The 23,587-nt window shown below is 69.1% G+C and carries 29 protein-coding genes; 17 read left to right on the top strand and 12 right to left on the bottom strand.

What is annotated here, in order from left to right; all coding sequences use genetic code 11:
* The first annotated feature begins 43 nt into the window (after nt 1-43).
* From AB0I43_RS10580 to AB0I43_RS10590, 3 genes are read left to right on the top strand one after another with little or no spacing between them, the layout of a single operon-like run.
* On the top strand, nt 44-910 hold the full coding sequence (locus AB0I43_RS10580) for an alpha/beta hydrolase (protein WP_357431793.1): 867 nt from the start codon (nt 44-46) through the stop codon (nt 908-910).
* The gene (locus AB0I43_RS10585) at nt 897-1,499 is read left to right on the top strand and encodes a TetR/AcrR family transcriptional regulator (RefSeq protein WP_356970908.1); all 603 of its coding nucleotides are present in this window, start codon (nt 897-899) and stop codon (nt 1,497-1,499) included. Before AB0I43_RS10580 ends, AB0I43_RS10585 begins: the two co-directional genes overlap by 14 nt.
* A gap of 48 nt (nt 1,500-1,547) precedes the next feature.
* A complete protein-coding gene (locus AB0I43_RS10590) occupies nt 1,548-1,745 on the top strand; it encodes a hypothetical protein (RefSeq protein WP_356970907.1) in 198 nt (65 codons plus the stop codon).
* 54 nt (nt 1,746-1,799) lie between these two features.
* On the opposite strand, the gene AB0I43_RS10595 is transcribed toward AB0I43_RS10590, so the two are convergent.
* Complete coding sequence (locus tag AB0I43_RS10595; protein ID WP_356970905.1) at nt 1,800-2,777, bottom strand: hypothetical protein; 978 nt, start codon at nt 2,775-2,777, stop codon at nt 1,800-1,802.
* A 102-nt stretch (nt 2,778-2,879) separates the two neighbouring features.
* On the opposite strand from AB0I43_RS10595, the gene AB0I43_RS10600 reads away from it, so the two are divergent.
* Complete coding sequence (locus AB0I43_RS10600) at nt 2,880-3,482, top strand: TetR/AcrR family transcriptional regulator (RefSeq protein ID WP_356970903.1); 603 nt, start codon at nt 2,880-2,882, stop codon at nt 3,480-3,482.
* 1 nt (nt 3,483) lies between these two features.
* Here AB0I43_RS10600 and AB0I43_RS10605 read toward each other — a convergent pair whose 3' ends face one another.
* The 3 genes from AB0I43_RS10605 to recO form a co-directional block, all read right to left on the bottom strand.
* Complete coding sequence (locus AB0I43_RS10605) at nt 3,484-3,897, bottom strand: hypothetical protein (protein ID WP_356971419.1); 414 nt, start codon at nt 3,895-3,897, stop codon at nt 3,484-3,486.
* 29 nt (nt 3,898-3,926) lie between these two features.
* A complete protein-coding gene (locus tag AB0I43_RS10610; protein ID WP_356970901.1) occupies nt 3,927-4,745 on the bottom strand; it encodes an isoprenyl transferase in 819 nt (272 codons plus the stop codon).
* A 107-nt stretch (nt 4,746-4,852) separates the two neighbouring features.
* Nucleotides 4,853-5,596 (bottom strand): DNA repair protein RecO, encoded by a 744-nt coding sequence (gene recO / locus AB0I43_RS10615; RefSeq protein WP_356970899.1) that lies wholly within the window; start codon nt 5,594-5,596, stop codon nt 4,853-4,855.
* A gap of 389 nt (nt 5,597-5,985) precedes the next feature.
* On the opposite strand from recO, the gene AB0I43_RS10620 reads away from it, so the two are divergent.
* The gene (locus AB0I43_RS10620) at nt 5,986-6,426 is read left to right on the top strand and encodes a hypothetical protein (RefSeq protein ID WP_356970898.1); all 441 of its coding nucleotides are present in this window, start codon (nt 5,986-5,988) and stop codon (nt 6,424-6,426) included.
* Between the two features lie 6 nt (nt 6,427-6,432).
* Here AB0I43_RS10620 and AB0I43_RS10625 read toward each other — a convergent pair whose 3' ends face one another.
* Nucleotides 6,433-6,882: a Fur family transcriptional regulator gene (locus AB0I43_RS10625; RefSeq protein WP_356970897.1), complete on the bottom strand. Its 450-nt coding sequence runs from the start codon at nt 6,880-6,882 to the stop codon at nt 6,433-6,435.
* Between the two features lie 3 nt (nt 6,883-6,885).
* A complete protein-coding gene (locus AB0I43_RS10630) occupies nt 6,886-7,233 on the bottom strand; it encodes a metalloregulator ArsR/SmtB family transcription factor (protein WP_356970896.1) in 348 nt (115 codons plus the stop codon).
* 188 nt (nt 7,234-7,421) lie between these two features.
* Between AB0I43_RS10630 and AB0I43_RS10635 the strand changes: the two genes are divergently transcribed.
* On the top strand, nt 7,422-8,807 hold the full coding sequence (locus tag AB0I43_RS10635; protein WP_356970895.1) for a glycine--tRNA ligase: 1,386 nt from the start codon (nt 7,422-7,424) through the stop codon (nt 8,805-8,807).
* A gap of 46 nt (nt 8,808-8,853) precedes the next feature.
* On the opposite strand, the gene AB0I43_RS10640 is transcribed toward AB0I43_RS10635, so the two are convergent.
* The 3 genes from AB0I43_RS10640 to AB0I43_RS10650 all read right to left on the bottom strand — a co-directional run bounded on the left by AB0I43_RS10640 (nt 8,854) and on the right by AB0I43_RS10650 (nt 10,765).
* Nucleotides 8,854-9,252 carry a DUF1707 domain-containing protein gene (locus tag AB0I43_RS10640; protein WP_356970894.1) on the bottom strand — a complete coding sequence of 133 codons (399 nt, stop codon included), beginning with the start codon at nt 9,250-9,252 and terminating at the stop codon, nt 8,854-8,856.
* Between the two features lie 45 nt (nt 9,253-9,297).
* Nucleotides 9,298-10,023: a DUF899 domain-containing protein gene (locus tag AB0I43_RS10645; protein WP_356970893.1), complete on the bottom strand. Its 726-nt coding sequence runs from the start codon at nt 10,021-10,023 to the stop codon at nt 9,298-9,300.
* A gap of 130 nt (nt 10,024-10,153) precedes the next feature.
* The gene (locus AB0I43_RS10650) at nt 10,154-10,765 is read right to left on the bottom strand and encodes a transcriptional regulator (RefSeq protein WP_356970891.1); all 612 of its coding nucleotides are present in this window, start codon (nt 10,763-10,765) and stop codon (nt 10,154-10,156) included.
* Nucleotides 10,766-10,827: 62 nt separating this feature from the next.
* Here AB0I43_RS10650 and AB0I43_RS10655 point away from each other — a divergent pair, with 62 nt between their 5' ends.
* The 3 genes from AB0I43_RS10655 to AB0I43_RS10665 all read left to right on the top strand — a co-directional run bounded on the left by AB0I43_RS10655 (nt 10,828) and on the right by AB0I43_RS10665 (nt 13,328).
* Complete coding sequence (locus tag AB0I43_RS10655) at nt 10,828-12,078, top strand: acyltransferase (RefSeq protein ID WP_356970889.1); 1,251 nt, start codon at nt 10,828-10,830, stop codon at nt 12,076-12,078.
* 149 nt (nt 12,079-12,227) lie between these two features.
* A complete protein-coding gene (locus AB0I43_RS10660; RefSeq protein ID WP_356970887.1) occupies nt 12,228-12,356 on the top strand; it encodes a hypothetical protein in 129 nt (42 codons plus the stop codon).
* 84 nt (nt 12,357-12,440) lie between these two features.
* Complete coding sequence (locus AB0I43_RS10665) at nt 12,441-13,328, top strand: hypothetical protein (protein ID WP_356970886.1); 888 nt, start codon at nt 12,441-12,443, stop codon at nt 13,326-13,328.
* A gap of 6 nt (nt 13,329-13,334) precedes the next feature.
* Here the strand turns inward: AB0I43_RS10665 and AB0I43_RS10670 are convergent, their stop codons facing one another.
* On the bottom strand, nt 13,335-14,000 hold the full coding sequence (locus AB0I43_RS10670) for a TetR/AcrR family transcriptional regulator (RefSeq protein ID WP_356970884.1): 666 nt from the start codon (nt 13,998-14,000) through the stop codon (nt 13,335-13,337).
* Between the two features lie 147 nt (nt 14,001-14,147).
* Here AB0I43_RS10670 and AB0I43_RS10675 point away from each other — a divergent pair, with 147 nt between their 5' ends.
* The 5 genes from AB0I43_RS10675 to AB0I43_RS10695 all read left to right on the top strand — a co-directional run bounded on the left by AB0I43_RS10675 (nt 14,148) and on the right by AB0I43_RS10695 (nt 18,071).
* A complete protein-coding gene (locus AB0I43_RS10675) occupies nt 14,148-16,208 on the top strand; it encodes a CocE/NonD family hydrolase (RefSeq protein ID WP_356970882.1) in 2,061 nt (686 codons plus the stop codon).
* A 100-nt stretch (nt 16,209-16,308) separates the two neighbouring features.
* The gene (locus AB0I43_RS10680) at nt 16,309-16,875 is read left to right on the top strand and encodes a DUF4822 domain-containing protein (RefSeq protein ID WP_356970880.1); all 567 of its coding nucleotides are present in this window, start codon (nt 16,309-16,311) and stop codon (nt 16,873-16,875) included.
* 92 nt (nt 16,876-16,967) lie between these two features.
* Entirely contained in the window at nt 16,968-17,417 is a 450-nt protein-coding gene (locus tag AB0I43_RS10685; protein ID WP_356970879.1) for a MarR family transcriptional regulator, read from the top strand.
* The gene (locus tag AB0I43_RS10690) at nt 17,410-17,787 is read left to right on the top strand and encodes a DUF5313 family protein (protein WP_356970878.1); all 378 of its coding nucleotides are present in this window, start codon (nt 17,410-17,412) and stop codon (nt 17,785-17,787) included. Before AB0I43_RS10685 ends, AB0I43_RS10690 begins: the two co-directional genes overlap by 8 nt.
* Before the next feature lie 92 nt (nt 17,788-17,879).
* Complete coding sequence (locus tag AB0I43_RS10695; protein ID WP_356970876.1) at nt 17,880-18,071, top strand: DUF1059 domain-containing protein; 192 nt, start codon at nt 17,880-17,882, stop codon at nt 18,069-18,071.
* A gap of 92 nt (nt 18,072-18,163) precedes the next feature.
* Here AB0I43_RS10695 and AB0I43_RS10700 read toward each other — a convergent pair whose 3' ends face one another.
* A complete protein-coding gene (locus AB0I43_RS10700; protein ID WP_356970874.1) occupies nt 18,164-19,117 on the bottom strand; it encodes a ferritin-like domain-containing protein in 954 nt (317 codons plus the stop codon).
* A 409-nt stretch (nt 19,118-19,526) separates the two neighbouring features.
* Here AB0I43_RS10700 and AB0I43_RS10705 point away from each other — a divergent pair, with 409 nt between their 5' ends.
* From AB0I43_RS10705 to AB0I43_RS10715, 3 genes are all read left to right on the top strand, one after another.
* The gene (locus tag AB0I43_RS10705) at nt 19,527-19,706 is read left to right on the top strand and encodes a hypothetical protein (protein ID WP_356970873.1); all 180 of its coding nucleotides are present in this window, start codon (nt 19,527-19,529) and stop codon (nt 19,704-19,706) included.
* Nucleotides 19,707-19,927: 221 nt separating this feature from the next.
* Nucleotides 19,928-21,178, top strand: coding sequence for a helix-turn-helix domain-containing protein (locus AB0I43_RS10710; protein WP_356970872.1), 1,251 nt, complete (start codon nt 19,928-19,930; stop codon nt 21,176-21,178).
* A 148-nt stretch (nt 21,179-21,326) separates the two neighbouring features.
* Nucleotides 21,327-22,553, top strand: a complete 1,227-nt coding sequence (locus AB0I43_RS10715) for a DUF234 domain-containing protein (RefSeq protein ID WP_356970870.1) — start codon at nt 21,327-21,329, stop codon at nt 22,551-22,553.
* Between the two features lie 9 nt (nt 22,554-22,562).
* Here the strand turns inward: AB0I43_RS10715 and AB0I43_RS10720 are convergent, their stop codons facing one another.
* Entirely contained in the window at nt 22,563-23,522 is a 960-nt protein-coding gene (locus tag AB0I43_RS10720; RefSeq protein ID WP_356970868.1) for a helix-turn-helix domain-containing protein, read from the bottom strand.
* Nucleotides 23,523-23,587 lie beyond the last annotated feature (65 nt).

A 23,587-nucleotide genomic window follows, 5' to 3' on the forward strand; every position in this document is an offset into this window, starting at 1 on the left:
TACAATCGCCTGTCGATCAAAGGAATTCGAGAGGGGAACCATCATGGGAAGCAGCACTGGACTCGGCCCGGTCCGAGAGCTCGACCTGCCCGGCGGACGCATCCGCTACCACGAGACCGGTGCGGGGCCCACCGTCGTCTTCGTGCACGGCGCGCTCGTCAACGCCGATCTGTGGCGCGATGTCGTCCCCGGCGTGGCCGCGGCCGGGCATCGCTGCCTGACGCCGGACTGGCCGCTCGGCGGGCACTCGATTCCGGTGCCGGACGCCGATCTCACGCCCACCGGGCTGGCCGACCTGATCGCCGCCTTCCTGGAACAGCTCGAGCTGCGCGATGTCACGATCGTGGCCAACGACACCGGCGGCGCGCTCACCCAGATCCTGCTGACCCGCAAACCCGAGCGCGTCGGCCGCGTGGTCCTGACCTCCTGCGACGCCTACGACAACTTCCTGCCGCCGCCGTTCAACCTGATGGCGCTGCTGGCGCGCGTGCCCGGATCGATGCGGCCGTTGCTCGCGCTCACCCGGATCCGCGCGGTGCACCGGCTGCCGATCGCCTTCGGCTGGGTGACCAAGTATCCGGTCGCGCCGGAGATCGCCGACTCCTACCTGCGGCCCGGTCAGAACTCCGGTGCGATCCGGAAAGACCTGCGGCGCTTCCTGAAAGCCACGGACCGCCGCCACACCTTGCAGGCGGCCGCTCGGTTCGGCGCGGTGCGGCAGCCGGTCCTCATCGCCTGGGCGCGCGAGGACAAGATCTTCCCGCCCGCGCACGCCGAGCGGCTGGCCGCCGACCTGCCCAACGCGACGCTGACCTTCCTCGATGATTCCTACGCGTTCATCCCCGAGGACCAGCCCGAGTTGCTCACCGAACGGATCCTGGAGTTCACTCGGCTGCATGCCACGCCGTAGCCAGGAGGACCGCTCCCGTACCACCAAAGCCGCGCTCGAGGCGGCAGGCCGCCGCCTGTTCGCCGAGCGCGGCTTCGCGGCGACCTCGGCCGAGCAACTGGTCGCCGAGGCCGGGGTCACCCGCGGCGCGCTGCACCACCACTACGGCGACAAGCGCGGCCTGTTCCTGGCCGTGCTGGAACAGCTGGAAGTGGACAACATGGCCGAGATCGAGAACGCCATCGCCGCCTCCGGCACCGACGATCAGCTGGCCGGCTTGGCCATCGGCCTCAATACTTTCCTGGAGATCTGCCAGCGTCCGGAGATGATCCGCCTGGCCCTCAACGACGCGCCCGCGGTGCTCGGCTGGCAGGCCTGGCGCGAATTCGAGGTGCGGCACGGCCTGGGCATGACGATCCGCCAGCTCGAGCAGGCCCGCGCCTCCGGCCTGATCCCCGACCTCCCCGTCGAAACCGTCGCCCACCTGCTGCTGGCCGCCATCACCGAAGCCGGCCACCTGGTCGCCCACGCCGCCGACAAGGACACCGCCCGCGCCGAGGCGCAGCAGTCCCTCATGCTGCTCGTCAGCGGGTTGCTGGCAGCGCGCTAGCCCCTCGCCGCAGTGAGTGGTCTCGGATCGCGCCGATATTCTGGCCGGGTGTCCGAACCGTATTTCGGCGGCGAGACCGCCGCGTTCCTGATCGGGTTGACCGCGCTGCGCCGGGCCAACGGCGTTCCGCTGGGAGAGGCGTTCGCGCAAGCCGAGTCTGCTTGGCGGGCACTGATTTCGGAGAAGGGGAACACGACGATGTCGCGCAGTGAGCTGCTGGCATTCCTGCAGCGGTTCGACAACTAGGGGACAACGCGAAGGGCCACCATCGTGCGATGGTGGCCCTTCGGTGTGCGGGGATCAGGCGGGGACCGGGTCGGCGGTCGGGGTGGAAGCCGGTGTGGCGGTGGTGTTCCGGGACTTGAGGGCGGCCGCGCCGAGCAGGATCAGCGCCAGGGCCGCCCAGGCGAGCAGGACCGTGAGGGGTTTCGTGAGGCCCGCGTTGTCGAAGAAGGCGACCGAGCGGATCAGGGAGGCGGCCGCGCCCGGCGGGAGCAGCTGGCCCAGGGCGCCCCAGGGCTGGGGGAGCATCTCCGGGGCGGAGGTGGCGGCGGAGAAGGGGTTGCCGATCAGCAGCATGAGCAGGGCGCCGATGCCGATGCCGGGCTGCCCGATCACGCTGGCCAGGCCGACGATGGTGCCCGCCACCGCGAACGAGACCAGACCGGCGACGGCGGACAGGACCAGGTAGGGCCCGGGGATGATGGACATCCAGCCCTGGATGATCGCCATGCTGAGCAAGCCGCCCGCGACACCGAAGGTGACCAGGCCGATCAGGCGGCCGCCGACGCTGGGCACCAGCAGGCTGAGCAGCACGCCGCCGGCGAGGCCGGACATGACCAGCGGTAGCACCATCGCGCCGAAGGCGGCGCCGCGCGGATCGTCGGCGTCGGCGGCGACGACGTCCTCCACCGGGGCGGCCTGCGCGCCGGACAGCTGCTGCGCCATCGCCGAGAGCTGCTGGGCGACAGCGGGACTGGCGCCGGAGGCGACCAGGACCCGGGGCGCGCCGCCGCCGGTGAGGATGGCGCCGTAGACCTCGCGGTCCTCGATCGCCTGCCGGGCGGCGGCCTCGTCGGCGGGGGTGCTGAGCTCGAAACCGCCCGGGCTGAGCTGATTCAGCTTGTCGGCGACCATGGCGGCCTGTGGGCCGGTGACGGCGAGCGGCAGATCGCGGGGCGCGACATTGGCCGCGGGCCAGGCGAACGCGATCAACATGAGCGCTTGGATGAGTGCGGCCCCGAAGCCGAGCGCCAGGGCCCGCTGCGTGGTGTTCATGGGGTTCTCCCGTAAATCGAATGTTCGTTCTCTTTCGATGGGGCAAGCGTGGCACCGCCGGATTCGCTTGTCAAGAACGAATATTCGTTTTAGTTTGGAAGCATGCCCCGAGTCAGCGAAGAACATTTGGAACGCCGCCGCCAGCAAATTCTGAGCGCGGCTCGGACCTGCTTTGCGCGCAAGGGCTTCTACGACACCTCGATGCAGGATGTCTTCGCCGAATCCGGCCTCTCCGCCGGCGCGGTCTACCGCTACTTCAAGTCCAAGAACGACATCGTCGCGGCCCTGGCAACCCAGACGACGGTCCCGTTGCGCGCCTTGATGATCGAGCAGATCCGGCTCGAACCGCTGCCGACCCCGGCGGAACTGCTCCGGGTCATCGCCGAATACGTGGTCGAGAACGGCGGTCCGGAAGGCGTGGTCCGGCTCGCGCCGCAGGCGTGGGCGCTGGCCCTGGTCGATCCGGACGCCGGCGAATACGTCAAAACAGCGCTGAGCGCACTGCGCGGCTGCTGGCAGGAATACGCCGAGCGGATGCGCGACGCGGGCTGGCTGCCCGCCGACGCCGACCCGCGGATCGTCGCCACGGCCATCATCGGGCTACTGCCCGGCTTCATCCTGCAGCACCTGCTGGTCGGCGATGTGTCGCCGGAAACCCTGGCCGCCGGCGTGCGCACCCTCATGCCCTACGGCGAGCCGCGGTGATTCAGGGCAGCAGCAGGCCCTGCCGGGCGCGGCCCGCGCCGGAGAGCACGAGCAACAGCATGGTGGCCAGCGCCTGATCGTCGAGGCCCGCCGCCGGGAAGGTGTAGCGCAGCATGACATCGGCCAGCTTGTCGTGACTGATCAGCGTGATCGATCCGAACTGTAAAGCGTTGTTGCGCTCGGCGACTCGCTTGTGCAGCGCCGGCTTGAGCGGGCGGTCCCAGGCCAGCACACAGGTCAGGGTGAGCACGTCCAGGCCGGGCGCGAGGGCGACCGCGCGCAGCGAGCACAGCGCGCCCTCGTATTCGAACCCGAGCGAACCCTCGGGATCGACCCGCACGTCCACGTCGTAGAGCGACAGGCAGGCTCCCGCCCGCGCCTGGAGTTCTTCGTCGGATGTTGCCGGTGCGTCCATCTCGGTGTCGTCCTGTCCCGCGAGCTCGCTCACTTGGTGCCGCCGAAGCGCCGGTCCCGCCGAGCGTACTCGAGGCAGGCGTCCCACAGGTTGCGCCGGTCGAAATCGGGGAACAGCGTGGCCTGATAGACGAACTCCGCGTACGCGGACTGCCAGATCAGGAAGTTGGAGCTGCGGAACTCGCCGGAGGGCCGCAGGAACAGGTCCACATCCGGCATGTCGGGTTCGTCCAGATACCGGGCGACGGTCGCCTCGGTGACCTTCTCCGGATCCAGCTCGCCCGCCGCAACCCGGCGTGCGATCTCGCGTGCGGCGTCGGCGATCTCGGCGCGGCCGCCGTAGTTGACGCACATGGTCAGCGTCATCACGGTGTTGTCCCGGGTCAGCTCCTCGGCGACCTCGAGCTCCTTGATCACGCTGCGCCACAGCCGCGGCCGCCGCCCGGCCCAGCGCACCCGCACGCCCATCTCGTGCATCTCGTCGCGCCGGCGGCGGATCACGTCCCGGTTGAAGCCCATCAGGAAGCGCACCTCCTCGGGGCTGCGCCGCCAGTTCTCGGTGGAGAACGCGTAGGCCGAGAGCCATTTCACGCCGATCTCGATGCAGCCCTCGACCGTGTCCATCAGCACCGCTTCGCCGCGCTCGTGACCGGCGGTGCGCGGCAGCCCGCGCTCCTGTGCCCAGCGGCCGTTGCCGTCCATCACCAGCGCGACGTGCCGGGGCACCAGCTCCGCGGGGATCTCCGGCGGCGTCGCACCCGACGGATGCGGCGACGGCGGGCGGACGATGCGCGCATCGGCCGAGCGCGTGGTAGTTGCGGAGTCACGGCGGAGAATCACGGCGTCCATCCTGCCTGATGGTTGTGCGGGGCTTGCGCGGGTCCGGTGCCGATCCCGCAGCGGCGGCGCCGGACGTCCCGGATCAGGGCGTGGACGTGCGCCGACGGCGCGACCGGTCAGACGGCGGAGGTGGAACGCTCGATCAGGGGCAGCGTGCGGAGCTGGCGTTCGAGGTGCCATTGCAGATGCGCCGCGACCAGACCGCTAGCCTGGCGGCGAACACTGTCGGAGGTGGATTCCACCGCGGCCCATTCGCCTTTGAGCAGCGCGACCAGCATGTCGAGCACGCCCTGCTGCGGGGTGGCCGAGCCGGGCGGGCGGCAGTGCACGCAGACCGCGCCGCCGGCGGCGACGTGGAAGGCCCGGTGCGGGCCGGGGGTGGCGCATTTGGCGCATTCGTCCAGGGCCGGAGCCCACCCGGCGAAACCCATGGCGCGCAACAGGTAGGCGTCCAGGATCAGTTCGTGCGGGCGCTGTTTGGCGGCGATCGCGCGCAGGGCGCTCGCGGTCAGGGCGTGCAGGCGCGGCGCGGGGGCGCGCTCCTCACCGGCCAGCCGCTCGGCGGTCTCGAGGATGGCGCAGGCGGTGGTGTAGCGCCCGTAGTCGTCGACGATGTCGGCGGCGAAGGCCTCCATGGTGTGCACCTGGGTGACCACGTCGAGGGTGCGCCCGGGATGCAGCTGGATATCGACGTAGGCGAACGGCTCCAGGCGGGCCCCGAACCGGGACTTGGTGCGCCGCACCCCTTTCGCCACCGCCCGGACGAGCCCGTGCTGCCGGGTCAGCAAGGTGACGATTCGGTCCGCCTCACCCAGCTTGTGCTGGCGGACCACCACCGCCTCGTCCCGATACAAACGCACCGGGTCATCCTCCCACGCCCGCCCGACACCCGGGCCGGGACGTGCCGCGCTGCTCGGAGTGCGCACCGAAGATGATGGCGGCACGCTCAGCGGGCAGGGCTCGCCAGACGGCGCGGCGGGCCGGATCGACCGCGCAGGTAGCCATCGGCATCGTGCCGGGCCGGCGCTCATCGCGACGCTGCCAGGCGGCGGTCGGCGTGTGGTGAATCCTCGCGCTCATCGCAACGCTGCCAGGCGGCGGTCGGCGTGTGCTGGATCCCCGCGCTCAGGTGCCGCTTGCCTACCATTGCGCGCGGAGGGTGTGGCGAGCGCTGCGGCGGGCGGCCTCGGGAATGCCGGGTACCGAGATGTCAGGTCCGGGAGTTCCGGGCCGAGAAAGAGGGGGACGGATGTACGACGAGCTGGGGCACATGCCGGTGGATGCCGACTGCGCGGGGGATCGGCGAGTTGAGGGCGTGCGGCGGGCGGCGGAAATCGCCGCGGCGGTGCTGCTCTGGTTGATCGCCGCTTTCCTGACGCTGGCCCTCGGCCTCTATTTCCTTTTCGCACTGGGCGGCAGCGGCACGCCGTCCTCGCCCTCCTGCGACGGTGGCCACAACACCGCGCCGGGCTGCGACGCGGAGCGCAACAGCGCCGCGCTGGGCTGGCTGGCGCTGAGCTTCCTGGCGGTCCCGATAGCCGCCGCGGCGGCGAACATCGCCGTCGCGGCCGGGCAGCGTCGCGCGCGGCGGGCCGGCCGGGCGCGACGCGGGTGGCCGCTGTTCGTCTGGCCGCTGCTGTGCATGGCGCTCCAGCTGCTCTGCTTCTGGGCGGCGCAGGCGTTCGTCTGACCTACCTCACCCGGCGGCGTGGCCCGCCTTCGCGCAGGCGCGGCAGGTGCCGAAGATCTCCATGGTGTGGCTGACCTCGGTGAAGCCGTGGTCGGCGGCGATGGCGTCGGCCCAGGCCTCGACGGTCGGACCCTCCACCTCGACCGTGGTGCCGCAGTGGCGGCAGACGAGATGGTGGTGGTGCCCGGTCGAGCACTGGCGATAGACCGATTCGCCCGAGTCGGTGCGCAGCACGTCCACCATCCCGGCGTCGGCCAGTGATTGCAGCGTGCGGTAGACGGTGGTCAGGCCGATGCCCTCACCGCGCTTGCGGAGTTCGTCGTGCAGCTCCTGGGCGGAGCGGAATTCCTCGATGTCGCCGAGCAGCGCGGAGATCGCGCTGCGCTGGCGGGTACTGCGGATCCCGACTGACTTCGGCACGTCCTGGGGGTTCGCAGTGTGGGTCTTGTCAGGCACGGATCACCCTTCCTCGGCATGCGCCACGGCATCGACCACGATATGCGCGAGGTGATCGTCGACCAATTCGTAGAGCACTTCGCGGCCGGACCGCTCACCGTGCACCACCCCGGCCGATTTCAGGATCCGCAGATGCTGGCTGACCAGCGGCTGGGTCACGCCCAGCGCGTCGACGAGCTCGTGCACGCAGCGCGGTGACTCCCGCAGTTGCAGCACGATCGCGATGCGGACCGGCGCGGCCAGGGCGCGCAGCAGTTCACCCGCGTCTTCCAGGACGGTCCGCGAGGGCACCGCGGCGGGCCCGGGGGAGCGATAGGGGTTGTGCGAGTGCGTGGCGGTCTCGGTGGCCATGGGATCTTCTCCTTAATGGAAAGCATTCCCATTTTGCGTATGCACAGGTGCGCATGTCAAATGCGGCGCGCCGGAAATCTCACGCCTACCGGTGTGCGGTGGAAAAACCGTTGGCCGGTGCCGATAGTCTGGAGGCGTCCCCGGATGGAGACGCAATCCGATACTCGCAGTGGATGGAGAATTCTCGCGTGGCACCCAAGTCGAAGGTGGACACCGTTGCCAACCTCGCCAAGCGCCGGGGTCTGGTGTACCCGTGCGGTGAGATCTACGGAGGCACCAAGTCGGCATGGGACTACGGTCCGCTCGGTGTCGAGCTCAAGGAGAACATCAAGAAGCAGTGGTGGCGCACCATGGTCACCAGCCGCGAAGATGTGGTCGGCCTCGACTCGTCGGTGATCCTGCCGCGCCAGGTCTGGGAGGCCTCGGGCCACGTCGCCACGTTCTCCGATCCGCTGGTCGAGTCGCTGCACACGCACAAGCGCTACCGCGCCGATCACCTGATCGAGGCCTACGAGGAGAAGCACGGCCACCCGCCGGTCAACGGCCTGGCCGACATCAAGGATCCGGAGACCGGCCAGCCCGGCTCCTGGACCGAGCCCAGGAACTTCTCCGGCCTGCTCAAGACCTTCCTCGGCCCGGTCGACGACGAAGAGGGCCTGCACTACCTGCGCCCGGAAACCGCGCAGGGCATCTTCGTGAACTTCAAGAACGTCAAGGAGACCGCGCGCAAGAAGCCGCCGTTCGGCATCGCCCAGATCGGCAAGAGCTTCCGCAACGAGATCACCCCCGGCAACTTCATCTTCCGCACGCGCGAGTTCGAGCAGATGGAGATGGAGTTCTTCGTCAAGCCGGGCGAAGACGCCGAGTGGCACAAGTACTGGATCGATACCCGCCTGGCCTGGTACACCGACCTCGGCATCGATCCGGAGAACCTGCGCCTCTACGAGCACCCGAAGGAAAAGCTGTCGCACTACTCGGCCGGCACCACCGACATCGAGTACCGCTTCCGTTTCCAGGGCAGCGAGTGGGGTGAGCTGGAGGGCATCGCCAACCGCACCGACTACGACCTGAAGACGCACTCCGACCACTCCGGCACCGACCTGAGCTACTCCGACGCGAATTCCGGCGAGAAGTACATCCCGTACGTCATCGAGCCCGCGGCCGGTCTGACCCGCTCGCTGATGGCCTTCCTGGTCGACGCCTACACCGTCGACCAGGCGCCGAATGCCAAGGGCGGCATGGAGGAGCGGATCAGCCTGCGTCTGGACCGCCGTCTCGCGCCGGTCAAGGCCGCGGTGCTGCCGCTCTCGCGCAACGCCGATCTGACGCCGAAGGCGAAGGATCTCGCCGCGCAGCTGCGCAAGCACTGGAACGTGGAGTTCGACGACGCCGGCGCGATCGGCCGTCGCTACCGTCGCCAGGACGAGATCGGCACCCCGTTCTGCATCACCGTCGACTTCGACACGCTCGAGGATCAGGCGGTCACCATCCGCGAACGCGACACCATGCAGCAGGAGCGGATCGCGCTCGACAAGGTGGAGGGCTACCTGGCCCAGCGCCTGATCGGCGCCTGACACCCCCTCGGTGACGACCCACGGCCAACCCGGTCGTGGGTCGTTGCTATTTCTTGGGTGGGCTCGCGGTGAGAACGCCGATGCCGGAGGGGATCAGCAGGGCGATGCCCCAGGGGACGGCGACCCAGAACGGCCAGAAATAACCCAGGCCGGTGGCCGCCCAGATGATCACCATGAGCAGGTTGACCGCCGCCCACGGGATCCACATGATGACGACCCACTGCGGGATCCGCGGCTGCCCGGCCGGCTGGGCCGGCCTGCCGCGTTCGGCGGGCAGGTCGGAGACCAGGGGCGCCAGTTCACCGTAGGTCTTGGCGGCATAGGCCTGCTGCAGCCGCTCGTCGTATTCGTGCAGGGACAAGCGGCCCTTGTCCATCGCCCGGCGTAGTTGATCGGCGATCTGCTGGCGGTCCGAATCGGACGCGCGGAGCTCTTCCTTGCCCACCTCCGCCAGCTTAGGTCGGCCGCCGGGTGCGGGCCAGTAATTCGTTCAGTGGCAGTGGGTTCGGGCCGCCTCGTAGCTGTCGTGGTGGATCGCGTCGCCGATGTGGCGCTGGCGGCCCAGCGGGGTGAGGTCGAGGTAGTTGTGGGTGTTGATCATGAGGTCGCCGCCCCGCGCGTAGGACGAATAGGTGTGGAAGACCGTGCCGTCGTCCTCGCGCCAGAACACGCTGGTGCCGGGCTGTTCCCCGTCGGTGAACCAGGTTTCGCCCTTGGCGTCCAGTTCCTCCTTGGTCAGGAAGTTGTAGTACACCGGGGTGCGCGTGTCGTCCTGGGTGACGTGGTAGTCGTAGTTGAAGTCGCTGCCGTAGGAGGAGTACATGGGGAAGGTCCACCCCATGCGTTCCCGGTAGTCGCTCAGGTGCTGCCACGGCCCGCGGGAGATCGAGACGAACGTGGTCTCCTGCGCGTGCAGGTGCGCCAGGTGGCCCACGTTGTCGAGGAAGACCGCGCAGCTGGGGCAGCCGGCGTTCAGGTCCCAGCGCCACATCATGTGGTACACGATCAGCTGCCGGCGGCCCTCGAACAGGTCGGCCAGCGTGAACTTTCCTGTCGCGCCTTCGAATTCGTAGTCCTTGTGCACCGGCTCCATCGGCAGTTCGCGGCGCTGGGCCGCCACCGCGTCGAGCCGCCGGGTGAGCTCTTTCTCCTCGGCCAGCAGCCGCTTGCGCGCCGCCAGCCATTCGTCGTGGGTTGCCACAGCCGGACGATTCATGAGGTCTCCTCTGATTTCGGCGATACCCGTCCGTGTAGGTAGACGGGACCACCGCGGAGAACTCATCGGCGCGTCGGAACGAATTCCGCGCGGGCGTGCTGACCAGCCGAAACGGCCTACGGCGCAGCGCTTATCGCAGCGGCACGTCCCAGAACGCGATCTCGTGGCGCATGCCCTCGAGGAAGAGCGCTTCGGCGCGATCGCGGTCGCCGCCGGCCTCGTCGAGCATCTGCGCGCAGCGGGCGGTCAGAGCGGCGAAACCGGGATCGGCGTAGGTGTCGATCCAGCGGCGGTAGCGGGGGTCGGCGGGCGGGTTCTCGGCGAGCCGGGCGCCCAGGGTCGAGTACCCCCACATGCACGGGTAGAGGGCGGCCAGGCCGTCGGCGTAGTGCGCGGCCGAATCCAGCAGGAAGCCGGTGTAGTTCACGCACGGTTCGCCCTTGACCGCGCCGTCCAGATCCGCGCCGAACTCGGCGGCCAGGGAGCGGTGCAGCGCGAGTTCGTCGTGGAAGGTGGCGTGCGCGAGGTCGACCAGATCGCCCAGGTGCGCGGCGGGCGCCTGCCACGCCAGGCGGGTGAAGACGCGGACGTAGTCGAGCAGGAACAGGTAGTCCTGTTCCAGCCAGGAGCGGAAGACCGGCTCGTCCAGGTCGCCCTTGGCGATGCCGACGACGGTCGGGTGTCCGAGTTGTTCCTCGACCAGCGGGCGGCCCAGGCGCTCCAGGTGTGCTGCAAGACTCATGCGAGAAGTCTCTCGCACGCGCCCGATTGCGTCGGGGGCGGTAGGTGCCGCACGCTGTGCGGGTGTGGCGCGATGAGGATGTGGTGCGGGTACTCGCGCCGTCGGAACAGCGGTTCGTCCGGCACGGCACCTATACCGGGCGCTCAGTGCTGGTCGAAGGGGAGCTCGACATCGCCGCGCTGCGCGCCGCGTTCTCGGCGCTGCAACGCGCCTATCCGGTGCTGACCTGCCGCTTGGGGGAGGACGCCGACGGCGTCGGCTATCTGCTGCGTCCCGGCGCGGCCGTGGTCGGGGCGCAGGAGCGCGCGGGCGAGGTCGCGCGGGTGCTGCTGCCCGTGCCGACCGTGGACCCCGGCGCGCAGCTCGCCTACCTCGATGTGGTGACCGCACCGGGCGCCGCCCGGGTCACGTTGTTCGCGCACCACAGCGTCGCCGACGCCGGGCACTGCGTGCAGTTGGTGTCGCGGCTCTGGGATTTCTACACCGCGCCCGAAGAGGTCGTGCCGCAGGATCTTCCGCGGTCCCTGGAGAGCTTCGCGGCGGAGCGAGGAATCACCGCGAGCCCGCTCTCCGGACTGGAAGACCTCACCCGCCCGCTGCCGCCCGAGGCGCGCGCGGTCCCCGCGGATCCGCCGACCCCGGCCCCGCCCGCACTGGCCCACCCGAGCCGCGTCGTGCTCGACCCGGACGCGACCGCACGCATCGTGGCGCTGGGCCACCGCCCGGGCCTGACCGTCAACGGGCTCGTCACCGCCGCGCTGCTGCGCGCCTACGCGGCCGAAACCGGCTCCGCCGCAGGCACTACCGTGGGCTGCCTGTACCCGGTCGACCTGCGCACCCGCTTCGATCCGCCGGTGCCGCGCGCGGCGGGCACCAATATGGCCGGGCTCGCCGCCTTCGCCGCCGAAGTCGACCGCTCCGCCGATGTTTCCGCACTGGCGCAGCGCATTTCGTCCCGACTGCACCACGACCTGTCCGAGGGCATCGTCCAGCAGTCCGTGCTGCACTTCCCGGACTACTACGGCCCCACCAGAATCCACTCGCTGGCCGGCCACGTCGCCGTCACCAACACCGGCCGCGTCCCGGCTTTCCGCACCCCGCCCGGCCTGACCCTCACCGACTACGAAATCGTCTACCTCTCCGCGCATCCCCGCCCCTCGGCCGGCGCGTCGGCAGCCGTCACCTTCCTCGTCTACACCTTCCGGAACCGCCTGACGATCGGCGTCCTCGGCGGCGGCCCCGCGGCCGCCCACCTCCCGGCCGCGGTCGAACGCGAACTGGCCGAGCTCTACGCCGAGTCGGTCGACGCCTAGCGCCGAAACAGGAAGCGCATGAGGGTGAGTCCGATCATCATCGACGCGGTGAACCCACCGCCGCCGGCGAGGACGTGGCCTACGTCGAGCAGCTCACCAGTGCGACGTACATGGACAGCGAGCACGACGTCGGCCCCTAAAAGGCGCTGATGAATCGGCTCGGCGTCTCCGCGCTCGCCCCGGAGGATTCCGTCGACTATCTGGTGGCGTTCCGGGACGAGCTGCTCGCGAGCGCCCGACCTTCGATCGCGCGCACCGCGCAGCCGTCCCGGGTGTGAGGCAGACGGCCGAGTTTCCGGGACGGGCCGGGTGCCGTAGGGTCAGGCCCCAAAGATCTGGCTACACAGAATGACCCGCGTGCTATGAGTTCCACACTGCCCTACAAGTTGTTCCTGCCGCAGTCGACGCCGTCCATGCATCGCGTCTTCGCGATCTACCAGGACCGGGGCTGGGACGAACTGAAGGCCGTCGCCACCTTCGACGACCGCGTCTCGGCGGTCCGGCTCGCCGACGCGCTGAACGAACTGCTCGCGGGGGCCGAACTGGCGCCGGAGTTCGTGACGGAGGCGCTCGCGGGCGCGCCGCGCCCGGTGCGGGCCCAGGTGGAGCGGATCGCCCGCAAGATCGAGGCCGAGGTGGCCGACGAGGCTTCGGCCACCGACTATCTCGACGCGCTCTCGCGGCCCTCGATCTGCGGCGTCATGCGGTTCCCGCTCGCCCCGGGTGACGAGCCGGACGACGAGCACATCATCACCCCGCGCACCGCCGAAAGCCTGCGCTTCCACGGCGAGACCTACCTCGAGGAGCTCAACGCCCTGATCGCGGGGGACGCCGAGGTGTTCCGGCACGAGCTGCCGACGGCGCTGCAGCGCCAGAAGGTTCCGTTCCTTAAGCAGTTCGCCGCCTGCTTCGACCACCTGCTGGAGTGCCTGGATTCCGGCAGCTGGCCCGAACCCCGGTGCATGGGTGAGGAAATCGCGCTCTGGATCATGCTGGAGCGCGCCGCCGAACAGATCGAGGAGGAGAAGGCGGGCTTCGAGGCTTTCGGCTCGCCGTCGATCATCGACCTGCCCGCCTCCGAGTTCGACTACAACTTCGACGATCTCATGGAAGCCGCCTTCCACGATCACGAGTTCCGTTACGCCGTGCTGGATCAGCCCGCGCCGTTCGAGAACGGCGCGCTCAAGCACCTGTTCAAGCCCTACAGCTCTCCCGAGCCCAAGCAGTTGAGCATTCGCCGGCGGTCCTGAGCCGCGCTACGCGCCGGGCCAGTCGGGAATTCCGAAGAGCGCCACCGTGATCTGGTAGAGGTGCGGCTCCAGCGCGGGCAGTGCCTGCGGGCCGGGGCCGTGCAGGCAGTCGCGGATGCGGTCGTCGATGGCGCCGATCAGGGCGTCGAAGATCTCGGCGGGAATGTCGGCCGGGATGTCGCCGCCGGCGCGCCCGATCTGGAACACGGCGTGCATGCGCTGGGCCAGCACGGATTTCATCTGCCGTCGCTGTTCGGCGACGACCGGCCCGGCGACCAGGCATTCGATGTGCAGCGCCCGGGCGCACTCGGCGTTGTCGGCCAGGGTGCGCAGGTACTCCCGCAACGTGGTGCGGACGAGGCTGCGCCAGTCCGCGGGCGCGACGGTGCGCACGCTCGCGTCGAGGTGGCCGATGACCGTGTCGATCGCCATGTCGAAGGCGGCGGCGAAGCACTCGTCCCGGTCGCGGAACTGCTGATAGAAGGTGCGCCGGGAGACGTTGGCGCGGGCCACGATATCGGCCACGGTGGTGGCGTTGTAGCCGCGCGCGGACACCGCCTCGAGCACGCCGTAGAACATCCGCATGCGCTGTGAGTGAATGACGTCCGCCGCGTCCAGGCCGTGTGTGCCGCGGGGGAGGCGGCCACGGTCGATTCCGGCTTCCAGTCCCATGGGTCGAGCATAGAGAGTCGCAACGCTGTGATGTGGGGCACAGTATTTCCGAGTCTGAGACAGTGTGCGGGGCCTGGGCCATCCTAGGTACGCCAATGTTTACAAGCTCCGGGGTCGGGGACCGCCGCGGGCGTGAAGGGGTGCTGAATGCTGGGAAGAGTTCGCCGCGGCCTGGTCCGGGCCGGGATCACGGCCGTCGTCGTCACCGTGACCACCTGGGGTCTCACACCGTCGCCCGTCGCGGCCGAGACGCCGCCCGACGGCGGGCCGCGTGCCCTGGAGTGGCTGGCCGCGCACGACGGCCCGAAGCGATATCCGGGTCGCTATCCGGGCGAGGTGCACGTCGAGTTCGACGTGCCGATCACCATGAGCGACGGCACCGCGCTCAAGGCCAATATCTATCGCCCGGTCGACGCCGCCGGGCAGCCGGTCGGCACGCCGCTGCCGACCATCGTCAACCTGACCCCGTACACCAAGTTCGCCTCCTGGCTGGCCGACGTCGCGCTCTCGGTGCCGTGGCTGTCCGACGCCCTGCTCGAGCTGGTCAACCGCATCGATCTGACCGGCACGCCGTTCGGCTCGATCACCGATCTCACCCGGGCGCTCAGTGGCGGTGCCGCCCGCACCTTCGGTGTGGACCGCAAGCTGATCCAGCAGGGCTACACCCAGATCGTGGTCGACGTGCGCGGCACCGGTTATTCGCAGGGCTCCTGGCAGTTCTTCCAGGCCCGCGAGACCCAGGACAGCGTCGAGGTCATCGACTGGGCGGCCGCGCAACCGTGGTCGGACGGCAATATCGGGATGACCGGGATCTCCTACTCCGGCATCAACCAGTACATGGCCGCCGCGCAGAACCCGCCCGCGCTGCAGGCGATCTTCCCGGTCGAGGGCAGCACGGACAAGATCGACGACGTCGCCGCGCCGGGCGGCGGCCTGGGCCTGTTCGCGCCGCTGTACATCGCCGCGGTGGACGCCCTGCAGTTCCTGGGAGATCCGGCCGCGATGCTCCTGGGCCACCACGACCTGAAGTGGCTGCTCGACCGGGTCAGCACACCGTTCGAGTTCTTCGACTACATGCTGATGGCGCTGGTGCCCGACGTGAATCTGCTGCCGCAGCCGTTGCGCACCGCCTTGGAGCCGGGAAGCGATCTGCGCGAGGCCTTTTCCGACAGTCATCCAGAGCTGATCCGGGTGCCGACCTTCGCCTACGGCGGCTGGCAGGACATCTTCGCGCCGTCCAGCGCGATGACCTTCGACCGGATTCCGCTGCCCCCGGCCCGCAAGAAGCTGGTCATGGGCGACACCTACCACGCGAATCCCGGTTCGGGCCTGGGGAATCCGGGACAGCCGCCGCGGCTGGACGTGCTGCAGCTGGCGTGGTTCGACAAGTGGCTCAAAGGGATCGACAACGGCATCGACGAGTACGGGCCGGTGGTGCTGAAGCAGCAGGGCGGCGACTGGGTGACCAGGTCCGGATACCCGGACGAGCGGCCCGAGTATCAGCGCATGTATCTCTCGCCCGTGCGCAGCGGCACGGCCGCCAGCGTGCACGACGGCTCGCTCACCGCGGGCGTGCCGGAAGAGCCGGCGCGCCTGACCATTTCGCCCGCCCAGGGCCTGACCGCCCTGTGCTCGCGCGACGCCGCCGTGGAATCCGCCGGCGCGCTGTCGGTCCTGGAGTTCTGCGCCGAGGACGACCGGGTCCACGAACTCGGCGGCCTCACCTTCACCAGCGCCCCGGTCACCGAACCGACGGTCGTGTCCGGCCCGATCTCGGTGCGCCTGAACACCGTGCACGACAGCACCGAGGGCTATTGGGCGGTGACCGTGACCGATGTCGCCCCGGACGGCCGCTCCACGGTGGTGGCCAGCGGTCAGCTCACGGCCTCGCTGCGGGCGATCGACGAGGCCAAGAGCAAGCGGGAAGCCGACGGCGACTACATCGACATCACCTACAAGCTGACCCTGGATTCCCGCGAGCCGCTGGTGCCCGGCGCGCCCACGGTGCTCGACGTCGGCGTGAATCCGACCGAGACGGTGCTGCGACCCGGCCACCGGCTGCGGGTGGGCGTCTACGCCAGCAACTTCCCGCGCGGCATGCTGCTCCCGCCGCTGCTGGTCGAGAGTCGCCTTGCCGCACAGCATCTCGTGCTGGACCCGGCCGCGCCGAGCTTCGTCAACGTGCCGGTGAGCCGCCCGCTCGGCTGATCGGGACCCGCGCCACGTCGGTCCGGACTCGGTGCCGCCACTGAACGGGACGCCGCGTGGATCAGCGGGTTCACGCCACGGCGGGTCTAGGCTCCGCCACATGACGGATCAGCGAAAACTCATCAGGATGGCGCTCGTGATCCTCGCCTGCGCGGCCACGGCCGTGGTCTCCGCGTGCGGCAGCGACGACGACGGCGGCGACGCCTCGGCGACCTCGACGACCGTCGCCTCCGCGACGTCGTCGGCGGCCTCGAGCACGGCGGGCGCTACGTCCGTCGCGCCGGGGACGCCCGCGGCGACGCTGGCGGCGACGGCGTGGGAGACCACCTCCGCCAAGGACGCGCAGGGCGGCGCCGTGCCGCTCGACGACGACAACGTCAAGAACTACGTCGGGTACGCGTACTACAAGACCGACGGCACCTTCACCATGTACAACCTCGACGACAGCCCGAAGATGCAGGGCGACTGGACGGTTTCGCCCGACGGCAAGACCCGGACGCTCGTCGTGAAGAACGCCGCGGGGGAGGAGCAGGCCCGGCGCGACGTCGAGATCGTCACCTTGACCGACCAGGACTTCACCTACCGGGTGTATCCGGACGCCGCCGACAAGGCCGTGTACTTCGACATCGTCCACACCCCGACCGAGCATCGGGAACCGGCCAACTGATCCTCGATCCGGCCCTCGACCGCGTAGGTCGAGGGCCGGATCGCAGGTCGTAATAGTTTGTGCATTAACTGTTAGTGCATTACTTTGATGGCATGGAAGCCGACGACCCGCTGCGCCTGGACCGCCAGGTGTGCTTCGCCTTGGCGGTGGCCAACCGCTCGGTGCTCGCGGTGTACCGGCCGCTACTGGAACCGCTCGGCCTGACCCACCCGCAGTATCTGGTGATGCTCGCCCTGTGGGGTGAGGCGCCGATGTCGGTCAAGGCGATCGCCGAAGCCATCCAGCTCGACTCGCCCACGCTGTCACCGCTGCTCAAGCGGCTGGAAGCCGCGGGCCTCATCACCCGCCGGCGCGATCCCGGCAACGAACGGGTGCTCGTCGTCGACCTGACGCCCGCCGGCCGCGCGCTGCGCGAACAAGCCGAGCGCATCCCGGGCGCGGTGGTCGAGCGCCTGGGCGTGAGCCTGCGCGATCTCGAAGAACTGCGGGATGCGCTGACCCGGGTCAACGAAGCCGCACGCACAGGAGAAACCCATGCCTGATCAGTCGCCCACCCTGTTCCAGCGCGTCCGCTACGTCTGCGGCGGCACGCTGCCGCCGTCCATGCGGGAGTGGGTGCTGCGCGACCAGACCGGGCCGGGCGCCACGCGCCGCTTCTTCACCCGCTTCCTGATTCCTCCCCTGCCGCTGCTGGCCCTGTTCCTGCTGGTCCCGGGCCCGGCCTGGATGGGGCTGGCGATGGCGTCGCTGGTCTATCTGCCGCTGGTCTTCTTCACCATCGCGCTGACCTACGTCTACCGCCGGCACGTCCTGTTCAAGCACGGTCTCGACCCGGAGCTGGCCGGCGAGGACGCGCGACGGCGCGCCGAGGAAACCCGCGTGCGTTACGAATCGCGGCATCAGCGCGGCTGAGATCCGCGGCAACCGGATTGTGACCTTGGTCGATAGCCGGCGGGCATACCGTAGAACGGCAGACTATCGATCGCGTTCAGGAGGCTCGTGCCATGACGAGAAAAGTAGCCGACTGCCGCCGGTTCCCCAGTGAATCCCACTGCACGCTCACCATCTCGGGGGAAGAGGATGAAGTCGTGCGAGCGGCCACCGAGCACGCCGTATCGGTGCACCAGCACCAGGACAGTCCGGAACTGCGTCAGCAGCTCCGCGAGATGCTGGAGGACGAGCCCGTAGCCACCTGAGCCCGGATCGCGCTCCGCCGCAACAGCTCCCGGTGGCACGCCACCGCGACCGCCTGGTTTCGACGGTCGCGGAAGCGTTTTCGTGCTACGGGTCAGTTACGCCCGGTCACCTCACGCGCGATCGCGGCGAACCGCGTCTGCGCCGCCGAGACGACACTCTGGCGATTCTTGTTCGCCTCCTCGTAGGCGATGATCGCGCGCACGTCGGCGGGATCGGTCAATTCCCGGATCGCGGAGACGGATTGGTTGACATTGAGCTCGTCGTAACCGCTGATCGGTAGCTCGCGGGCTTCGAGCAGACCGGCCGAGGTGCGGGCCGTGTGCAGCGCGTCGGCCGTGTTGCGCGCGCCTTCCCGGCGGGTCACCTGCTCTGCGGTCTCGAGCGCGGAATCCCGGGACGCGGTGAGTGTCTTGACCGCCACGTCCCCGGCCCGGGCGCCGCGTTCGAGCAGATCGCCCAGTGCGGGCGGTGCGGTGCGGAAGGTGTCCAGGGCGCGATCGAGATTGCGCGTCGACCAGGTCACCGGCGCGTTGACCAGCTTGACCGCAGTGCCGGTGGCCGCCTGCAACGGTGTGCGGCGCAGCGCGGCCGGGCCGCCGAGGGCGTCCTCGGCCAGCACGGTGCTCAGCCACTCGACCGTCGCGGAGTGGGCCTCGATGAGCCGGTCCGCGAGCGCCGCGATGTCCTGGCTGCCGGCGCTGATCGCGAGGGCCTTGAGATAGCGTGCGCGGTCGAGCAACTGGTGCTCCAGGACGAGGTCGCCGAGCAGCGCTTCGTCGAAGGGCTGCGCCTGTTCGCTCAGCGCCTTGATCGCCGCGGCCACCCGGCCCAGGAACGGGCCGATTACCGCCGGTACACCGCCGAGATCGCGGATGGCGGACTCGACCGCTTCGGCGCGGGCACGGGCGTTGTCGGCGTTCTCGGACAGCTCGCGCTGTACGGCTTCGGTCCGGGCTTGCGCGACCCGGGTTTCGGCGATCTGCACCTCCGTGTTGGTCAGATCTCGGACGGCGCGCAGCTGGGCCAGCAGGGTTTGGGTGCTCATGGATTTCGTCCTTCGCTATCGACGACGGGCTCGGCGCGACGGTGCACCGTGAGCATTACTGGTATCCGCGGTAGCGGACACCTACATCGCCTACCACGCGTCGCGCGGGCCAAACCTGCTCCGGCCGTGCGCACTTCGCCGGGCGGATATCAAGGCAGGCCACGGGCGTCCGAACGCGTCCGCCGTACTCGCGGCGGCCGCGCTGCCGGCTGCACCAGCGCTCACGAAAGCGAAGTCCGGCAGCCGCATCGGGGTTGCGAGTAAATAGTGGACTTCTCCGAAGGTAATTGCGAGCGGCCATGAAAGAGCCGGAATCGCCGTTGATAACGGTGCTATCTCGATGCCACGTGTTCTGATGGTCGGGTCCCGAAAGCCGGGGCATCAGATAGCTGAACACGAGGATTGTTGCATGAATTCGAGAATTATCCGCCCGCTCGTCGCCACCCTAATCGTGTTGTCGGCAGGCGCATTCGGCACGGGCATCGCCTCCGCGGAAGCCGCCGCCCCCGTATCCGGTTCGAGCTCGGGCTCGGTGGAGGTCTGCCTCCCGCTGCCCCTCGGCCCGCTGGAATTCAGCCTCTGCCTGTGATCGGCGGTATCGGGTAAAAACGGTGGTGACGAGGCCGTTCGTCACCACCGCCGGACCCGAGTTATGCAGTCTGCCAATGATTCATCGGCGATCTTGTTAACATCTCCAAACACGCTCTACAACCATTCTTCTTTGTCACAAGCGCAGAGCTGGATGGTGCGGCCCTACTGACCGGTAGCGTTGAGTTCCTGCCCAATGGTCTGTGCAGGAAAGGAATCACCATGTCTGTCACAACCTCTTCCGAGCCGTTCCTGACCGCTTCGGGGCGACCGGTCTCCAGCCCCCTCAAGGACGTGCGGACCATTTCCCGTCAAATGGTGGGCCACTTCATCGAAAACGTGGTGCCCTGCGCGACATTGCCCGGCGAAGCGCTGCACGGAGACGTCACGACCATCACCCGAGTCTGTTTGGAATTGACCAGAAGCATGCTCGACGGACGCGATCTGCCGGGGCGCACCGAACGCGTGCAGGCCGCGGCCGCGGGCTGGGCGCGCGAGGGAATACCGATAGACACCATCCAGCACGCCATTCACGAAGGATTCAAACTCGGATTCGATCTCATCCTCGCCAACGGGCCGACCCGGGACCATGAAACCGTCGCCGGCGTCGCCGTGCGGCTGATGGAAGCGCTGGACATGATCACCTCGGCCGTGTCGATGGCCTATGTGCGCGAATTGCGTTCCGTGGTCAGCGAACACCACACCGCCGTGCACACCCTGACCTCGGCACTGCTGGGCGGCCAGAGCACGACGACGATGGCGCGGGAATGCGGCATCGAGGTCGCCGACCACTATCACGTCGTCGGCCTGGAACTGCCGCCCCATCCCGACGAATCCGACTCCACGCTCGACGCCAACGTGGTCGCGCGCCGGAAACTGCGGCGGGTGCAGACCGAACTGGCCAACCGGTGCGGGGGTCGGGTGCTGTCCCTGCTCAGCGTCGACGGCGGCACCCTGCTGCTGCCGAACCCGGAGTTCTCCGATCACGACCTGGACCGCCTGATCGTGAAACTGTCGGCGGCCGCGCAGGTTCCGGTCCGCGCCGTCGCGATGCCGGCCGCGCCCGCGGACATCCCGCGGGTGGCGGCCGAAGTCCACGAACTCGTCGACATCGTGCACCGCCTCGGCGGCGAGAGCAAGGTCTACCGCTCGCACGAACTGGCTTTCGAGTACCAGCTGACCCGCCCCGGCCCCGCCCGCGACTACCTGGGCTCGGTGCTCGACGTCCTCGAAGCCCACCCGGACCTGCTGCTCACCCTCGAGGTCCACATGGCCACCAACATGCAGCGCAACCTCTCCGCCCGCAGACTCCACGTCCACGCCAACACCGTCGACTACCGCCTCAAACGCATCGGCGAGATCACCGGCTTCGACCCGGCCGACCTCACCGGGCTGTGCCACCTGCGCGCCGCGCTGTTGCTGCGGGCGCACGGGGGCCGCAGCGGTACGGCGCGGGCGCGGTTGGCGGGGTAGCTCAGCCGAGCGGCTCGTCCAGGACGGCGACGAAGCCGGGGTTCCGCCGAGCCTGATCGCGGCCCGAGCTCAACAATGTAGATTGTATCTACGTAGATTCAATCTACATGCCGAGCTGGAGGGCATGCCCGTAGCGGAGTCGCTCACGATGTTCGTCGCGGAGCTGCGGAGCTCCGGGATCGCTTCGGATCCCGCGACCCTCCCGGAGGGGGTGAGCAATTGGACCGATGCGTTTCGGACGCTGGCGACCGCCCTCGGCGAAACGCCGACCGTCGTGGTGATCGACGAATTACCTTGGCTGGCAGAACAAGACGCGGTCTTCGATGGTGCGTTGCAGACGGCCTGGGACCGATTGCTACAGCAACGCCCGGTCCTGCTGCTGCTCCTGGGCAGCGACCTGCACATGATGGAGCGGCTCACCGCCTATGACCGTCCGTTCTACGGGCGCGCCGACAACCTGGTCCTCGATCCGCTCAATCCAGCCGAGGTGGGCCGCGCGCTCGAGCTCGATGCGGCGGCGAGTATTGATGCGCATCTCATCACCGGCGGACTGCCGGGCATCCTGCGCAGCTGGCCGCGGGGCCTACCGCCCCTCGAATTCGTCCGTCGTGAGTGCGGCGATCCTGCCGCTCCTTTGTTCGGGGTGCCCGAGTCGGCACTTCTAGCCGAGTTTCCCGCACCGGACCAAGCGCGGCGGGTTCTCGAAGCCATCGGCAGCGGAGAACGCACCCACGCCACGATCGCGGCTGCGGCGGGTAGTCGGAGTGGGGCCCTGCCCTCTGGGACGTTATCGCCGCTACTGCATCGGCTTTCGGCGGACAAGCAGGTGCTCGAGGTGGAGCAACCGCTTTCGGTGAAGCCGGGAAAGCCCGCTCTCTACCGCGTCGCCGACAGCAATCTGCGTTTGTACCTCGCCACGCTGCGTTCAGTTCAGAATCTGGTTCGACGGGGTCGAAGCGAAGCCGCGTACGAATTGTTCGTTCGACGCTGGACCTCGTGGCGCGGCAAGGCCGTCGAGCCCCTCGTGCGCGATGCGCTCGAACTCGCGGCCTTGGCGGGCGCGCTGCCATGGCATCAGGTGACTGCGGTCGGCGGTTGGTGGAATCGCTCGTTCGATCCGGAAATCGACCTCATCGGCGCGGATCGGGCACCCGTCGCTGATCACCTGATCTTCGCGGGCTCCATCAAATGGTTGAGCACCCCGTTCGACCGTCACGATCTCGCGGAACTGACCCGAGGGATCGCCAGCGTTCCGGGCCTGGAACCGCAGGAGACGGCCTTGGTCGTCGTATCGTCGGCCGACGTGGAGCCCTCGGTCGCCGAGACCGTCGATCTGGTGTGGAAGCCCGCCGACGTACTCTCCGCGTGGCACTGAGCTCAGCCGCTATTCGGCCAGGCGCGGGTCCACCTTGACCAGCATCGCCCGGGCCCAGTCGGTGCTGCGGTGGTCGGAAGGCAGTGCGGCCAGGCCCATTTCGGCTTCCCTGATCGCGTCGGCCGGGCGGCCCAGCGCGATCAGGACCTGGGCGCGCTCCAGGCCCCAGAATCCAGGGGTGTACCAGTAGCCGAAGCTGGGCAGCTCGATGCCTTCGGCGGCTTCGGCGGCCGTGTCGGCTCGGTGCAGCGCGCGGGCGGCGCGCTGCCGGCGGCCTTGGAGCGCAAGCAGTTCCGAGCGCTGGTAGCGGTCGTAGACGCCGAGGATCGGGTGGGCGTCGCGCACCGCGATGGCTGCCTCGGTCAGGTCCACGGCGCGGGTCAGGTTGCCGTGGTGGCGGGCGGTGTAGGCCCGGAAGCTGAGCGCGTGCGCCAGTTGTGAACCGTCGGTTGCCTCTTCGGCCAGCCGCGCGGCGTCGGCGAGCACCCGGTCGGCGAGATGCGGCCGCTTCGTCGCGTGCTCGAGCCAGCCCCGGTAGCGCGCCACCTCCGAGGCCAGCCCCGCGGCCGCCCGCCCACCGGCCCGCTGCCCGGCGAGCGCGCGTGCGGCTCCGTCCATGCCGCGCACCATCTGCACCACCAGCGCCGCGCCCACGGAGTCCTCGAGGTGCCTGGTTCGCTCCAGAATCAGCGAAATATCGCTGAGACTGCTGCGCCCCGCGCCCGCCGGATCCGCCAGCGCGGCCTGCAAGCGTGCGATATCCACCCCGCTCAACCCGAGGACGGGATCGGCCAGCACCGACCGGTACGCGTCCAGCACCGCCGGCGTGACCGGCTTCTGCCCGTTCTCCACCTGCGACAGGTACCCAGGCGTGAACGAGGTCCGCGCCGCCATCCGCCGCAACCCGATCTCGGCGAGAGTGCGCAGTTCACGCAGCAGTTCGCCGGTCACCTCGTGATCGGTAAACACAAGCAAACGGTAATGCGGTTCTCTGAAACATGCTGGCAGAACAGACTTTTGATCAGCCCCTTTGC

The organism is Nocardia sp. NPDC050435 (assembly GCF_040655395.1).
Lineage (GTDB): Bacteria > Actinomycetota > Actinomycetes > Mycobacteriales > Mycobacteriaceae > Nocardia.

Coding starts and splice junctions, on each gene's coding strand:
- AB0I43_RS10670 (WP_356970884.1), bottom strand. CDS start 14,000: ATGGGACTGGAAGCCGGAATCGACCGTGGCCGCCTCCCCCGCGGCACA.
- AB0I43_RS10715 (WP_356970870.1), top strand. CDS start 21,327: ATGTTCGTCGCGGAGCTGCGGAGCTCCGGGATCGCTTCGGATCCCGCG.
- AB0I43_RS10695 (WP_356970876.1), top strand. CDS start 17,880: ATGACGAGAAAAGTAGCCGACTGCCGCCGGTTCCCCAGTGAATCCCAC.
- AB0I43_RS10675 (WP_356970882.1), top strand. CDS start 14,148: ATGCTGGGAAGAGTTCGCCGCGGCCTGGTCCGGGCCGGGATCACGGCC.
- AB0I43_RS10700 (WP_356970874.1), bottom strand. CDS start 19,117: ATGAGCACCCAAACCCTGCTGGCCCAGCTGCGCGCCGTCCGAGATCTG.
- AB0I43_RS10630 (WP_356970896.1), bottom strand. CDS start 7,233: ATGGCCACCGAGACCGCCACGCACTCGCACAACCCCTATCGCTCCCCC.
- AB0I43_RS10600 (WP_356970903.1), top strand. CDS start 2,880: ATGCCCCGAGTCAGCGAAGAACATTTGGAACGCCGCCGCCAGCAAATT.
- AB0I43_RS10665 (WP_356970886.1), top strand. CDS start 12,441: ATGAGTTCCACACTGCCCTACAAGTTGTTCCTGCCGCAGTCGACGCCG.
- AB0I43_RS10680 (WP_356970880.1), top strand. CDS start 16,309: ATGACGGATCAGCGAAAACTCATCAGGATGGCGCTCGTGATCCTCGCC.
- AB0I43_RS10685 (WP_356970879.1), top strand. CDS start 16,968: ATGGAAGCCGACGACCCGCTGCGCCTGGACCGCCAGGTGTGCTTCGCC.
- AB0I43_RS10690 (WP_356970878.1), top strand. CDS start 17,410: ATGCCTGATCAGTCGCCCACCCTGTTCCAGCGCGTCCGCTACGTCTGC.
- AB0I43_RS10645 (WP_356970893.1), bottom strand. CDS start 10,023: ATGAATCGTCCGGCTGTGGCAACCCACGACGAATGGCTGGCGGCGCGC.
- AB0I43_RS10595 (WP_356970905.1), bottom strand. CDS start 2,777: ATGAACACCACGCAGCGGGCCCTGGCGCTCGGCTTCGGGGCCGCACTC.
- AB0I43_RS10620 (WP_356970898.1), top strand. CDS start 5,986: ATGTACGACGAGCTGGGGCACATGCCGGTGGATGCCGACTGCGCGGGG.
- AB0I43_RS10705 (WP_356970873.1), top strand. CDS start 19,527: ATGAATTCGAGAATTATCCGCCCGCTCGTCGCCACCCTAATCGTGTTG.
- AB0I43_RS10605 (WP_356971419.1), bottom strand. CDS start 3,897: ATGGACGCACCGGCAACATCCGACGAAGAACTCCAGGCGCGGGCGGGA.
- AB0I43_RS10610 (WP_356970901.1), bottom strand. CDS start 4,745: ATGGACGCCGTGATTCTCCGCCGTGACTCCGCAACTACCACGCGCTCG.
- AB0I43_RS10710 (WP_356970872.1), top strand. CDS start 19,928: ATGTCTGTCACAACCTCTTCCGAGCCGTTCCTGACCGCTTCGGGGCGA.
- AB0I43_RS10650 (WP_356970891.1), bottom strand. CDS start 10,765: ATGAGTCTTGCAGCACACCTGGAGCGCCTGGGCCGCCCGCTGGTCGAG.
- AB0I43_RS10660 (WP_356970887.1), top strand. CDS start 12,228: ATGAATCGGCTCGGCGTCTCCGCGCTCGCCCCGGAGGATTCCGTCGAC.
- AB0I43_RS10580 (WP_357431793.1), top strand. CDS start 44: ATGGGAAGCAGCACTGGACTCGGCCCGGTCCGAGAGCTCGACCTGCCC.
- AB0I43_RS10585 (WP_356970908.1), top strand. CDS start 897: ATGCCACGCCGTAGCCAGGAGGACCGCTCCCGTACCACCAAAGCCGCG.